The following is a 14,272-nucleotide window of genomic DNA, read 5'->3' on the forward strand; positions in this document are numbered from 1 at the left end:
TCATCTCTCCTCTATTAATAGAATTTTTAAATGAAATCATCGTAATCAAAATTTGAAATTATTTTTTGACAATCTTGCGCAACCCCTTTATTAAATTGCGAATTATTTTTACTAATTATATTTACATTATTAATTGCTTTATTTTTAATTTTTAAATAAACAGGTGTTTTCGATAATGAATTAAAATAATCCATAGTGTCACTTGCTGTTTTTATTTGCATAATATTTATTGTTTTAGCTATTTTATATAAATAATTTTCAACTATTCTTTGATTATTTTTTATAAACGAATAATGTAATAAACAATTAATTACATCATCTGTTAAATTATGAGTTTGTCTAAGTGTGTCTATTAAAATTTTATCTTTTTTTGTAATATTTTCTTCATTCATTAATTCTAAAACATACTTTTCTGGTTTTGAAATTGTCATTTTTTCGCACAAAATTTCATTATTATCCAAATCTAATGTTTCTGATGTATTGTGTTTTTCCTTTTTAAATAAATTTTTAGCTGTTTTTAACAATTCATTTGGATCAAAATAAGCATTTGTAAAATCATAGGATTTCGCAATCATTTCTCCATATTGTTCTTGATTGGGAGAATAAAGTGAAAATATTTCATCTGTTATTTCTTGAAATTTAAAATCTTCTATATTAATGTTTATTTTTTGTGCTATTAAATATCTTTTAATTGCATGTCAATTATAATTATTATTTTTACCATCAACGAAATCGTTATTATTTAGTTCATTTTTATATACTTCATCAAATGTTGAAGAAACATCTCTTAATTCTTTTTTCGTTGAATAATCCTCTAGTAACATAAACATAATTTTTTCATAATTTTCTTTACCAATTCTAGAAATAAGAACATTATTGTATATTTTATTATCATTAAATTCCTGAGCCTCCAGTGGTGGATAAATTACAAAAATTAAATTACCCTCACTTGTTTCATAGGTTTTAATTAAATTTAATGCTTCTAGTTTTTTAAATTGTCTAGTTAATACAGGTAATTTTAATTGAGTGATCAATGATAACTTTTCTATTGTTGGTTGGAAAATGAAAGATTTACTTTGCATAATTACATCTGAAATCAATAAAAAATAAAGGTTAATTGCCCTAATTCCAGCAATTGGTCCATATAAATAATGCATCAAAAATTCGTTATTTTTTAATTTTTCTTCTTTTAGTTTTATACTATATTTCTGATTAAAATTTAACTCCATTTTCATACCTCAATTATCATTTTTTAATATATCTACAAAATGATGATATTAAAATTTAATTTCATTTTTTAGAAAAAATAGTTTCCCACAAGGTAATTACAAAACAAAATTGGAAAAATACCATTAATAATGGTATTTTTTAAGTTTTCAACATAACAACATCGTTTATTTTTGACATTGAGGGCAAAAGTAAGTGCCCCTTTCTCCAACACGAATTTTCATAACAATTTTGCCACAACGTAAACATTCTTTGCCTTTTCTTAAATGAATTTTTAATTTGTCTTGAAAACCCCCAGTTTCACCAATTTTTGGATGATAACTATGTATTGTAGTTCCTCCGTTCAATATTGCGTCTTCTAAAATTTTTTTTGAATGAATTATAATTTGCTTAATTTCATTGTCATTCAATGAATCGCCGCTTCTTTCTGGATTAATGCTTGAGGCAAACAAAATTTCGTCTGCATAAATGTTGCCAATTCCAGAAATCACACTTTGATCTAAAATAATTGATTTTATTGCCCGTTTGGATTTAAAAATTTTTGGTTTAATATTTTCAAAAGTGAAATTATCATCTCAAGGTTCAGGTCCCATTCTTGTTTGCGGTCCTTTTAAATTAAATTCCTCTTTTGTGTACAAATTTAGAACGCCAAATCCTCTTGAATCATAAAAAGAAATTCTATTACCATTTTTGAAATCAATAACAGCATGAAGATGTTTTTGGTTTCAAAATTGATCAGATTGTTTTTCAAAATATCACATTCCTGTCATCCTTAAATGTGATACCAATACATCATCATTTTCCAGCATAAAAAAAATTCATTTACCAAATGATTTTAAATCTGTAATTTTTTTATTTATTATCCTTTTTATTAAATCTTCTTTTGTTGGAAATTTCACTAATGTATTTCAAAAAATTCGTACATCAGATATAATTTCACCAACAATACTTGATTTCAATATTTTAATAACTGTTCTAACTTCTGGTAATTCTGGCATATTTTACTCTTCCATTCTTATTTTAATTCATATCAATTGTTTCCACTGGATGTAGAAACTGTAAAATTAATTTTTTGATCTATCTTTAAATTAAATTTTTCACAAATATTTTTAAATGCATTTTCCATGCAATTTATAGCGATTGATTTTGTTTTTTCAAAATCTATTTTTGAAACTTCCAAAATAATTTCATCATGTATTTGTGAAATCATTTTTGCATTTAAATTATTTTTATTTAATTCGTCTTCTAAATTTACCATAGCCATTTTTAGCAAATCGGCAGCTGCACCTTGAATAGGCATATTAACTGCAGCTCTTTCACCAAATTGCTGAATATTTTTATTTTCGGAAAACAATTCATCTATATTTCTACGTCTAAATGTTATGGTAGTTGCAAAGCCATTTTGTCTAGCCTCATTAATTAGCTTTTGTTTATATTGAATTACATCAGGATACAATTCATTATATCTATCTATAAATTTTTTTGCATCAGAAATTTTTATATTCAATTCTTGTGATAATCCAAAAATAGTTTTACCATATATAATACTAAAATTAATTGTTTTAGCAATTGAACGTTGAACAGGTGTGACATCATCTATTGATTTTAAATTAAATATTCTAGTTGCCGTATCCTTATGCACATCTATTTCATCATTAAATAATTTAATTAAATTATATTCTGGAGCTAATTCGGCAATCATTCTCAATTCCACTTGTGAATAATCTAGACTAAGAAGTATTTTATCATTTGTTGTTATAAAAATTTTCCTAACTTGTTTTTGTAATTCATCTCTTATTGCAATATTCTGAAGATTTGGATCTGAAGATGCTAGTCTTCCTGTTTGTGTTAAACCTTGCGTAAAAATAGAATGTACTCTTCCATCAGATCTTATGTATTTTTCAAATCCTTTTAAATATGTAGAATATAATTTTGACAATTTTCTATATGAAAGTATATCTTTAATCACCAAGGTATCACTTTCAATTTTTTGCAAATTTTCTAAATCCGTTGATTGTTTTTTAGATTCATCATGCAATTTCATTTTATTGAATAAAATATCTGCCAATTGTTTTGGTGATGCAATATTAAAATCATCATTAATAAAATCATTTAGTTGCAATTTAATTTTATCTGTTAAATTATTTAGTTGTTTATATATTGTTTCTGTTTGAAGCATCAATTCTTGTTTATCAATAAGCACTCCAGTTTGTTCCATACGCAATAGACAAAAAGCTAATGGCAATTCTATTTGCTCATAAAGTGTGCGTAAATTATATTCATCTAACCTATTTAAAGTTGGTTGAATAAATTCTCTTAATATATGAGCACAATTGCCCAGATAATTTTTTTTAATTTCTTTATCTATGAATGCAGTTCTTTTAATACCCTTACCAAAAATTAATTCTGATTCCTCAATTTGAATGGAATTATTTGAAATTAAACTAACATGATTTGCAAATGTAGATTTAACATTTGCATCTATCAAATAACAAGCCAACATAAAATCAAAAACAAAAGATTTTTCTGCAACATCATAACCCATATTTTTGAAAGCAGTAATTATTTTTTTAATGTCGTATGTATATTTTAATTTTGTTTCATCTAATAAAAATTTTTGTAATTCTTCATCTTTTATTTTTTCATCTTTTCAATTAAACAGATCTATATCATGATTTGCACCATCAAAAACAAAAATTCCAGTCTGATTAGAAATTGCAAAACCTATAACATCTGATGTATGATAATTTGCATCCATAGTTTCAAGATAAATGTAATTATGTTCGTTAAACATAGAAAGATTAAATTTGCTAATTAATTCTATATTGGAAATTTTTTCAATATTTAAATTATTTATTTTCTGGTCTATAATTGCAAGTAATTTTTTCATTTCATATTTCTTAAAAAAAAGTTTTAAGGCTTCATTGTTAATATTTACACCATCAAATTCTACATGTAAATTTATATCTTTTTTTATAGTTGCAATATATTTCGATTTGATTGCCACTTCTTTTGATTGAATGAACTTCTCTTTTTCTTTTGGTGAAAGTTCATCTATATGAGAATAAATATTTTCTAATGTAGAATAAATATTTAATAATTTTTGAGCGCCCTTCTCACCAATACCTTTTACACCAACAATATTATCTGAACTATCTCCAGAAATACCTTTAAAATCAGGTACCTGATTTGGAGATATGCCTCATAAATTTTTTAATTCTAATTTTGTTGTTTTTATGATTGAATTTGTTTTTGAATCTGTTTTAATCACGGTTGTTTTATCAGAAATTAATTGAAACATATCTTTGTCTGTTGAAAGTATATCTATATAATAATCAGTTGTATTTTCAATTTTAGCTACCATTGTTCCAATTATGTCATCAGCCTCTATTAAATCTAATTCAAAATATTCAATATTTGCCGCAATTAACATTTCTCTTACAATCTTGAATTGAGGAATTAAATCTATTGGAGTATCTGCTCGACCAGCTTTATAATCTGGCATATGTTTATGTCTAAAAGTTTCTTTGCCTTTATCAAAAGCAATTTTTACATCATAATAGTTATCAGCTTGTAAAACTTTTAACAAACTATTTGTGAACGCGAAAACTGCATTAGTTGGAATTCCAGTAGAAGTTTTTAAAATGTTTCCCGTATACGCAGTTCCAAAAAAACTTTTAAATAAAAGTGAATTGCCATCCACTAATAAAATTTTTTTCATAAAATAATTCCTCTCATTAATTTATATTTATAATATTCTTTTTAATACATTGACAAGTTGTAAACTTATTTGTTGTTTATATTCTTGAGCCTTAACTACTATGATTAAAATTGCACCTGGATAAAGTTCCGAATGATATTTTTCTAATAAATTAGCAAAAATAGTTAAAGATATTTCTCCAGTTTCATCATGAATTTTTAAAAAGGCCATTTCATGATTATTTTTATCCATTTGTTTTCTAAATTCATCAACAATAACCAATAATTGTAAATTAATATTAATTTTATATATTTTATTAATTGTAGTTAACGAATAATCAAGTTTATAAAGGCCACGATATTTTGTTAAAGGATTCATCTGTAAATAAAAACCTAAATATTCTTTTTCTCATTGACCAAGTTCGTTGAAATCATCTTTATATTCATCTAGTGAAGGTTCTGAATATGCTGGAATTATTTCTTGATTACTATATGCATTTGCAAAATTAATAATTTTATCAACATTCATTATTAATAATTTTCTGCCTCATCCATAAAAATCCAAAGCGCCAATTGCAGCTAACGAAATAAAAATTTCTTTTGTAAGTTCGTGATTGATCATTGAACATGCAAATTTAAACATTGTATCTAATTTCGTTTTATCATTTTTATAAATACTAGATAATTCTTGAATAAATATATTTGATATACCTTTAATTATTTTTAGAGGCAAATATATACCTTTTTCATTTCCAATACATTTTAAATTTATATTTTTGATTGATGGTGGAATAATTTTAATTCCTTGCTCTTGCGCTTCAATAATATATTGCTCTGTTTTTTTAACATTACCAATTATAGAATTTATCATTACAGCATAAAACTCTGCTGAATAATTAGTTTTAAAATATGCCAAATAATATGAAATGTAAGAATATGCAATAGCATGAGATTTATTAAATCCATACGATGCAAATTTATAAATGTAATCCCAAATTTGTTTTGAATCATCGTTTGTATAATTATTTTTAACAGCATTTTTAATAAATAATTCTTTGTAACGACTCATTAATTCAATATCTTTTTTGCCTATTGCTCTTCTAATGATATCTGCCTGTGAAAGTGACATATTAGCCACAACTTTAAGAATTTCCATAATTTGTTCTTGATAAACTATAACACCATAAGTTTCTTCTAAAATCGGAATTAATCTGTTATTTATATATTTTATTAAAGATGAGTTATTTCTTCTTGCAATAAATTCTGGTATTTGTTCTTGAGGTCCGGGTCTATACAATGATGAAGCAATTGAAATATCTAAAATATTTTTAATTTGCATTTGTTCGATTACCCTTGTCATACCCGGAGATTCTAATTGAAAAATTCCAGAAGTATTTCCTTTTGATAAATTAAGAAATGTTTTAGAATCGTTTAAAGGTATTTTCTGTAAAGAAATATTTAATTTTCTAGTTTGATTGATCATACTAACAACGTCATGAAGAATTGTTAAATTTTTCAAACCTAATAAATCCATTTTTATTAAACCAAATTGCTCTAAAAAATCCATTGGAAATTGTGTTTGATTTATACCGTTTGGACCACTTTTAAATGGTACAACTTTTTGCAATTCAATATCAGAAACTATTAAACCTGCTGCATGAGTTCCAGTTTGTCTATATAAACCTATAAATTTTGGAGCAATTTCAAAGAGCTGAGGATATTTTTGTTTAAAAACATCCAATTTCTTATTTTTAAATAATTCATCATTTGACAAAATTTTTGTCTCTGAATCAATTAATTTAGTAATTGTGTTAACATTTTCAATTGGAACCGAAAGAACTCTTCCAACATCTCTTATTGCCCCCTTAATTCCTATTGTTGAAAAAGTGGTAATTGTCGCCACTTGTGAAGCTCCATATTTTTCAAAAATATATTCTATTACTTCTTCTCTTCTATTATCTTGAAAATCGATATCTATATCTGGCATTGTCATACGTTCAGGATTCAAAAATCTTTCAAAATATAAATCATATTTAATTGGATCAATTGTTGTAATGTTTAATAAAAATGAAACTAATGAACCAGCGACTGATCCTCTTCCTGGCCCAACATAAATATTTTTTTGCTTTGCAAATTTTACATAATCTCACACAATTAAAAAATAATCTTGAAATTGCATCTTATTTATAATTGATAATTCATAATACATTCTATCCTCATAAATTTTATAATTTAATTTTTCAATCGATTCTTTCAAATAAATCATTAGTGAATCTTCAACTATTTTTTGTAAATAATTTTTTGAAGGTATTTTATTTGGTGATGGATATACTAACAAATGTTTTTTTGTATAATTTAATAAATCGAAATTTATCATATTATTTATTTTATTCAAATTATTTTGATAATCATTAATATTCATAATATTTATTATTTGATTATTATCTGGATAATATTTTTCTTCTATATTATCTAAATCTTCAATAAGTTTTCCTTCTTTTGTTGCTATCGCTGCTTTATAAACTATTAAATCTTCTTTCTTAAAATAATTAACAGATGAATAAAAAACTAAATTAACCATCGAATCTATTTGATTTTTATTATTGTAAACAAAAGTATTTTTATCAATTCCTAAGAAAATATTTTCGCTTGACATTTTTTTAGACATATTATCAAAATGATTAAAATCTATTTTGTTTTTATAATTAATAACCGCAATTAAATTATCATTGAAATTATCATTAATAAACTTAATTTTGGCACCATCGTTAATAATTCTATTTGTCATTAATAACGATGAAAAATCGGACAATATTTCAAATCCCGCTCTATTTTTTGCAAAAACATTTATAGATCACTTTATTGGTAAATCGATTTCTATTGTAATTCCAATTATCGGTTTAATTCCATTTTTTTTAGCTTTACTTGAAAATTCCGCAACCCCGTACATTGAATTTAGTTCTGCATAGAATGCAAATTTAAAATTATTTTCAGTTGCAAATTTAAAATAATCATCTATGGAAATTAATGATGACATAAAATTATAAGTTGTTTTTATGTCTATCATAGGACTAAATTGCATTGACTATATCACTCCGCCAACAGCAAAAACAACTATCAAAGAGATAATTAAAAGCAAAATTACCGTTGAAAAAATTATTTTAAATAATAAAGGCGATTTTTTATTTTTCTTTGGTAATTTTGATCCAACAGCTAATTTCACAATATCTTGTGTTTTACTGTTTTCATCACTTTTGGTCTGCTCTATAATAATTGAATTATCATGAAATTCACTTAGAGTATCTGCTTTAATTTCTACAGTATCATCTTTATTTACATCCTTATTATGGAATACACCAAATTTAGATTTACTAGTATTAATATTATTTTGTTTCGCTTTCTTGTCAATTTTTAATTTCATGTCATACACCATCCTTAAATGAATATTTTTGAATTGAATTTTTAATAGCTCATTCTATCATTTCTTTTCATAAAATTGAATCCTCTTGTTTTTTTGCAACAAAAGATTTTGGTTTTGTTACAGGTTTTTTAGGTGCGTACATTGAGCAAACATCATCAAACGGAAGAATTGAAATATTATAAGTTTTAATTTTTTTTGCAATTGCTATTATTTCTTCTTTATCATAAGTTATTAATGGCCTAATTATCGGTAGTTCAGAAACTTCATTAATTACATTAATTGATTCTATAGTTTGCGATGCTACTTGTCCAAGTGATTCACCCGTTACAATTACTTTTGCTTTAATAATTTTTGCCAATTCATCGGTAATTCGTACGAACATTCTACGCATAATAGTTATTCTGTATGCTTCTTCTGGTATATGCATCAATTCTTGCAATAACATAGAAAAATTACATACATATAGATGAAAATTTGACAAATTATATGGAGATAATTTTTCAGCCAAATCAAAAATTTTTTTCAAAGCTAATTCTGAAGTATGCGGTGGTGTCATAAAATGAAGAAAATCTACTTGCATACCTCTTTTTAAAGTTAAATAAGAAGATACCGGTGAATCTATTCCACCAGATAACAAAGAAATTGCTTTACCAGAAACACCCACAGGTAATCCTTTTATAGCATTAATTTTTGATGAAAATATGTATACTGCATCAGATTTCACAATAATTTCTAAAGTATAATTTGGTTTGTGAACATCTACTTTTAAATTAGAATTTTTGAGTACGATTGGCGCTAACATTAATTTTAAATCACTCGAAGTAATTTCAAATGACTTATCTTTTCTCATAACTTCCAATTTAAATGTTCCTGAATTTGGTAATTCTCTAGTAATTTCTAAAACAGCTTTTTTAATATCTTCTAAATTTTTTTCACATCGTTTCACAATTGAAACTGAATAAATTCCAAAGGTATGTTGTAAATCAAAAATTAATTTATCCAACTTTTCATCTGTTACTTCTAAAGTTAAAGAATTACGATCACGAATAAATTTAACATCGTCTTTATATGGTTTAATTTTAAATTTTAAATTTTGTAATAATTTAGAAATGAAATCATTTCTGTTTGCACCTTTTAATGTTAATTCTCCATAACGTACTAAAATTACTTTCATTTATGTTCTACCTCATATTATTTCATTTTTTTAATTCTCTTAATTTTGCTATACCAAAATTAATAACAAAATCTAAATTACGATCTCTAAAAGATTCTTCCATTTGTTGAACTCAAGCTTCAACCTCTGGAATTTTTTTTGTGTATCTTTCCATATAATTCATAATTTCTTGGGCCATATAATCTGCAAAAATTTTATCTGTAATACTATTTGAAATATTTCAAGCATCTTGCGTTAAATTTTTTATTTCTTCTTTTACCAAGTTATATTCTGAATCTGCTAATTGTTCTAAATATTTTGTTGAATATTGATCCAATTTTTTTAAAATTACTTGAATTGAAATTTCATATTCATTAAGCTCTTTCACTGATAAATATTGATTTACTTTAACTTGTGCTTGCATAATTATTGATTTGACAAAAATAATATCTCCAGATAAATCTTCTCCAGATTTTTTTTGTGTTTCTATAAAATTTTCAGTAATCTCAAAACCTTCAACTGATGATACTAAATCATTTAAAGCACTAATCATTCTATCTTTTAATTTTAAATAATCTATTTTATGTTCTATTGTAGACGTATCAATTTCTGCGTAAATGCTTTCAATTTCCAATTTTGATTTTTCAAATTTTTGTTTAAAGTCTTGAAAAACATAATATTCTTTCGGTTGTTGTTTATTTAAGGGTGTAATAATTTTGAATCTGCGCTCAAAATTATTTATTGTTCGTACATTTTCATCGATATAGCCTTTAATTAATACTTCATTATTGTTAAAAAATTTCTGTAACTTATCAACATTTTCTAAATCTTGTTGAAAAATATTTATAAGTTGATAAATTTCTCTAACTAATCTATACGATTTTTTAAATTGCAATTTACGTAATAAAGAATCAGCCTTTGTTCTGTATTCATCTATTTTTTTCTCTAGCGCACTAAATTTTACTAAATTTGATGCTGCTTTGTCTGTTTTATTTGTAATAACAAAACGGTTTTTAAATTTATTTAATTTATCTGGAATAAAATTTTGAATTTCATTAATAATATATGGTACATTGTCTAACAGTTGAATCAAAAAAGCTATCGCAGTCGAAAGTTCAGAAATGTTTGATCATGCAGTTTTATAATCTCCACTTTCCAAATTATCATAAAAATTTTCAAAAAGTGCATCCATTTTATCTAAAGTTTCTTGCAATTTTGTTTTATCAAGATTAAAAGCATTAATGTCTAATAAATCAACTTCTTTTCTAATATCAATAAAAATGCGGCTGAAATCTATAACTGTATCTCGCATAATTAATTCTATTTCTATTTCATTTTTGATTTCTTGTTGAATTTCATATACTTTTTGCGATATATTCATCAATTTTAAATAGACTTCTTTTGATTTTATTAGATTTTTAATTGTTGGTTGTCTAAATTTTCTATCTGTCAAAAAATCTGTTAAATCCAATGCGGATTTTAAAAATTCTTTTTCATATAATAATTCATATTTTGTTCTTCAAATTCTTATTTTTTCTTCTATCACAGATTTTTGTTGTGCCAATATAGCCAATTTCAATAATAGCGAACGTAAGGGGTTTTTTTGCAAAGCCTCTAAAATATCCAATGAAATAGTAATATTTTTAATAATTAATCGATAAATTAACAAAATAATTAAACAAACGACACCACACAAAAAGGCTGTGCAAAAAATACTTAACATTAGTAAAGTTAACGGTGATTTCGAAACATCTTCAAAGTGTCAAGTTAAAAACATTAAAATAAAAATACACCGCCCATCATTGAAATTATAGCACACTATGTTTAACTATTAATTTCATGTTTTCTTGATTTTATATATAACTTTACAAATAAATAATGTATAATTTTTTATGGTTATTTAAGATTTATCTGCGAATAAGTATTTATAGTAATTGTATGTTTAACAATATTTAAACTTAATAGTAATTCTTAGCAGTAAGAACGAAAAGTTAAACTCATTCATAAAGGACTTATTAAGAAAACTTTTGTAACAATCATTTTTATATTTAAGAGAGGTTTTTATATGTCAAGATACACAGGCTCAACGTTTAAAAAAGCTAGACGTTACGGTTTTTCAATTTTGGAATCAGGAAAAGAATTTTCAAAAGGTAAAAAACGTTCAACCGCACCAGGTCAACACGGATCAAAACGTACTAAATTATCTGGTTACGGACAACAAATGCAAGAAAAACAAAAAGTTAAATTCATGTACGGTTTAACAGAAAGACAATTTAGAAATACCTATGCAAAATCAAAAAAAATTACAGGTATTACAGGAACAAATTTTTTATGTTTATTAGAATCTAGATTAGATAATGTAGTTTATAGAATGGGATTATCTTTGACTAGACGTGGCGCAAGACAATTAGTTAACCACGGTCATATTTTAGTGGATTCAAAAAAAGTTGATATCCCTTCATTTATTGTTAAACCAGGTAGTCAAATTGAATTAAAAGAATCAATGAAAAAAAATACTATAGTTACAGAAGCTATGGCATCAAACGCATCATTAGTTTCATTTGTTAAATTTGATAAAGCTAAATTTCAAGGCGAATTTGTAAGATTGCCAGAACGTAGCGAATTAAATCAAGAAATTAATGAAGCATTAATTGTTGAATGATACAACAGACTTATTAAATAAGAAGCAAAAAGTATTGTATGGTTATTTTAAACATTCAATACTTTTTTTACATTTAAATTTGAGGTGAATAAATATTGGAATTTTTAAATAGAAAAGTGTTTATCGCACTAGACGAATCTGGTAAATTTAATGCAAACGATGTTGGTGATTGTTTTATTATTGGTGGAATTATGTATTCTAATAAAGAAGAAATTAAATCAGCTATAAGAATTGTAGAAATGGCGTTAAGAAAAAAATATAAGTTAAAAAATTTTTCTGAAATTAAAGGTAATAATACACCAGCTCATATTATTGCAGATTACATAAATGCAATACTATTAAATTTAGACGATACTTACGTAACTCCAATTTTTTCAGTTGTTTCAAGAAAACAAGTTGTTTCGGGTTTTACAATTAATGAATCAATTGCTTATAATTTTTTTGTTAATAACCTAGTCAATTTCTGACAAAAACGTTTGAATTTTGATAATAAAATAGATGAATTAACGTTATTAATAGATGAAAGAAATTTAAAAGAAGTTGAAGTTAATGACTTAGAAGTTCTATTAAAATCAAATTTTATAGAACATCCTTGAACTGTTACTTCATATTATTTGGAATCATCCAAAACAGATGTCATTAGATTTGCCGATGTACTAAATCATGTTATTTATTCTCATTTTAATAATCCAGATTCAGATAAAACTAATATTTACAAAAATATGATTAATAAAAAAATTTATGACAGATTGATTGATGGATGTTTTTATTATCCGTATGAAAAATCATGATTTAAAAAAAACTAATCAATTTATTTTGATTAGTTTTTTTTAAATCACCTGCCAATTAGCTTTAAATTAATTATTAGTTAATTTAACTGACATAATTTTTCTTTTACCACGTTTAATTAATATTAAATCGTTAACTATTATATCTTTATCTGAAATTACATAATCTTCACTAACAATAATACCATTTAAGGAAATTGCTTTAGCTTGAATTCATTCTCTACTTTGTCTTTTTGAAGATGCAATAGTTGAATTAACCAGTAAATCAACTACATTTACATTTTTTTTAGATTCTCCTATAATTAAAGTTGAAATAATTTTAGATATAAAATCTTTATCTAGAGCTAGAATATCTCCAGAAAATATTGCATCTGTTATTTTTACAGCTTCATTTAATCCATTATCTCCATGAACAAATAGAGTTACCCTTTTTGCTAACTCTTTTTGAGCAATTCTCTTGAATGGTTCTTTTTTATGAGCAGTTATTATTGCATCTATTTCCTCTTTATTCATAAAAGTGAAGAATTTTAATAATTTTTCAATATCATCATCTTCTTGATTAAATCAAAATTGATAGAAATCATAATATGAAGTTTTATTTTTATCCAGTCAAACAGTGCCTGCTTCTGTCTTACCAAACTTCATGCCATCCTTTTTTGTTAGTAGATTCATCGTTAATCCAAATGCGTTAGAATTTTCATGACCTATTTGTGATGATATATAATCTATTCCAGATGTAATATTGCCTCATTGATCAGAACCACCCATTTGACCTCAACATTTATAATTTTCATAAAGCATATAAAAATCATATGCTTGCAGCATTGTATAAAAAAATTCTGTTATTGATAATCCAGAACTTATACGTGACGCAATAGATTCTTTTGCCAATAAATAAGTTAAATTAAATTCTTTACCAACATCTCGCAAAAAATCTATCATCAGCATTGATGATAATCAGTCTGAATTATTAATAATTTTTATGTTAGGTAACATAAAACTTAACTGTTTTTTTATTGCTTGAATATTATGTTCAACAATTTCATCTGAAAGTAATTTTCTTTCATCTTTTTTAAATGACGGATCTCCGATTTTTCCAGTTGCTCCGCCCATAACAGCTATAGGTTGTAAATCAAATAATGTTATTCTTCTTAAATTTATAATTGGAATTAAATGTCCCACGTGTAGTGAATCAGCAGTAGGATCAAATCCTATATAAACACCAGCCTTTTCACTCATTGCCTTTTTCAATTTTGATTCATTTGTAACTTGTTTTAATAAACCTCTTCAAGTTAATTCATCTATTAAAGCATTATTCATAA

10 protein-coding genes are annotated in these 14,272 nt (G+C 24.8%); 2 read left to right on the plus strand and 8 right to left on the minus strand.

All coding sequences use genetic code 4. The annotated features are described in order from the left end of the window. Window positions 1–26 precede the first annotated feature (26 nt). The 7 genes from AACK85_RS04360 to AACK85_RS04390 all read right to left on the minus strand — a co-directional run bounded on the left by AACK85_RS04360 (window position 27) and on the right by AACK85_RS04390 (window position 11,277). Window positions 27–1,229, minus strand: a complete 1,203-nt coding sequence (locus tag AACK85_RS04360) for a DnaD domain protein (RefSeq protein WP_338969581.1) — start codon at window positions 1,227–1,229, stop codon at window positions 27–29. A 165-nt stretch (window positions 1,230–1,394) separates the two neighbouring features. Next, the gene (mutM, locus tag AACK85_RS04365; RefSeq protein WP_338969583.1) at window positions 1,395–2,225 is read right to left on the minus strand and encodes a DNA-formamidopyrimidine glycosylase; all 831 of its coding nucleotides are present in this window, start codon (window positions 2,223–2,225) and stop codon (window positions 1,395–1,397) included. 17 nt (window positions 2,226–2,242) lie between these two features. Further along, window positions 2,243–4,948, minus strand: coding sequence for a DNA polymerase I (polA, locus tag AACK85_RS04370; RefSeq protein ID WP_338969585.1), 2,706 nt, complete (start codon window positions 4,946–4,948; stop codon window positions 2,243–2,245). 27 nt (window positions 4,949–4,975) lie between these two features. Next, on the minus strand, window positions 4,976–8,008 hold the full coding sequence (gene dnaE, locus AACK85_RS04375; protein WP_338969587.1) for a DNA polymerase III subunit alpha: 3,033 nt from the start codon (window positions 8,006–8,008) through the stop codon (window positions 4,976–4,978). A gap of 3 nt (window positions 8,009–8,011) precedes the next feature. Then, window positions 8,012–8,347 (minus strand): hypothetical protein, encoded by a 336-nt coding sequence (locus AACK85_RS04380; RefSeq protein WP_338969589.1) that lies wholly within the window; start codon window positions 8,345–8,347, stop codon window positions 8,012–8,014. Beyond that, a complete protein-coding gene (gene thiI, locus AACK85_RS04385; protein WP_338969591.1) occupies window positions 8,310–9,521 on the minus strand; it encodes a tRNA uracil 4-sulfurtransferase ThiI in 1,212 nt (403 codons plus the stop codon). Before thiI ends, AACK85_RS04380 begins: the two co-directional genes overlap by 38 nt. A 7-nt stretch (window positions 9,522–9,528) precedes the next feature. Continuing rightward, entirely contained in the window at window positions 9,529–11,277 is a 1,749-nt protein-coding gene (locus tag AACK85_RS04390) for a hypothetical protein (protein WP_338969593.1), read from the minus strand. Window positions 11,278–11,565: 288 nt separating this feature from the next. On the opposite strand from AACK85_RS04390, the gene rpsD reads away from it, so the two are divergent. Both rpsD and AACK85_RS04400 read left to right on the plus strand, forming a co-directional pair. Beyond that, window positions 11,566–12,183 (plus strand): 30S ribosomal protein S4, encoded by a 618-nt coding sequence (rpsD, locus tag AACK85_RS04395; RefSeq protein WP_338969595.1) that lies wholly within the window; start codon window positions 11,566–11,568, stop codon window positions 12,181–12,183. Between the two features lie 74 nt (window positions 12,184–12,257). After that, window positions 12,258–12,968: a DUF3800 domain-containing protein gene (locus tag AACK85_RS04400; protein ID WP_338969597.1), complete on the plus strand. Its 711-nt coding sequence runs from the start codon at window positions 12,258–12,260 to the stop codon at window positions 12,966–12,968. 51 nt (window positions 12,969–13,019) lie between these two features. On the opposite strand, the gene tyrS is transcribed toward AACK85_RS04400, so the two are convergent. Further along, the gene (gene tyrS, locus AACK85_RS04405; protein ID WP_338969599.1) at window positions 13,020–14,270 is read right to left on the minus strand and encodes a tyrosine--tRNA ligase; all 1,251 of its coding nucleotides are present in this window, start codon (window positions 14,268–14,270) and stop codon (window positions 13,020–13,022) included. Between the last annotated feature and the right edge of the window lie 2 nt (window positions 14,271–14,272).

Source organism: Spiroplasma endosymbiont of Labia minor (assembly GCF_964019845.1).
Lineage (GTDB): Bacteria > Bacillota_I > Bacilli_A > Mycoplasmatales > Mycoplasmataceae.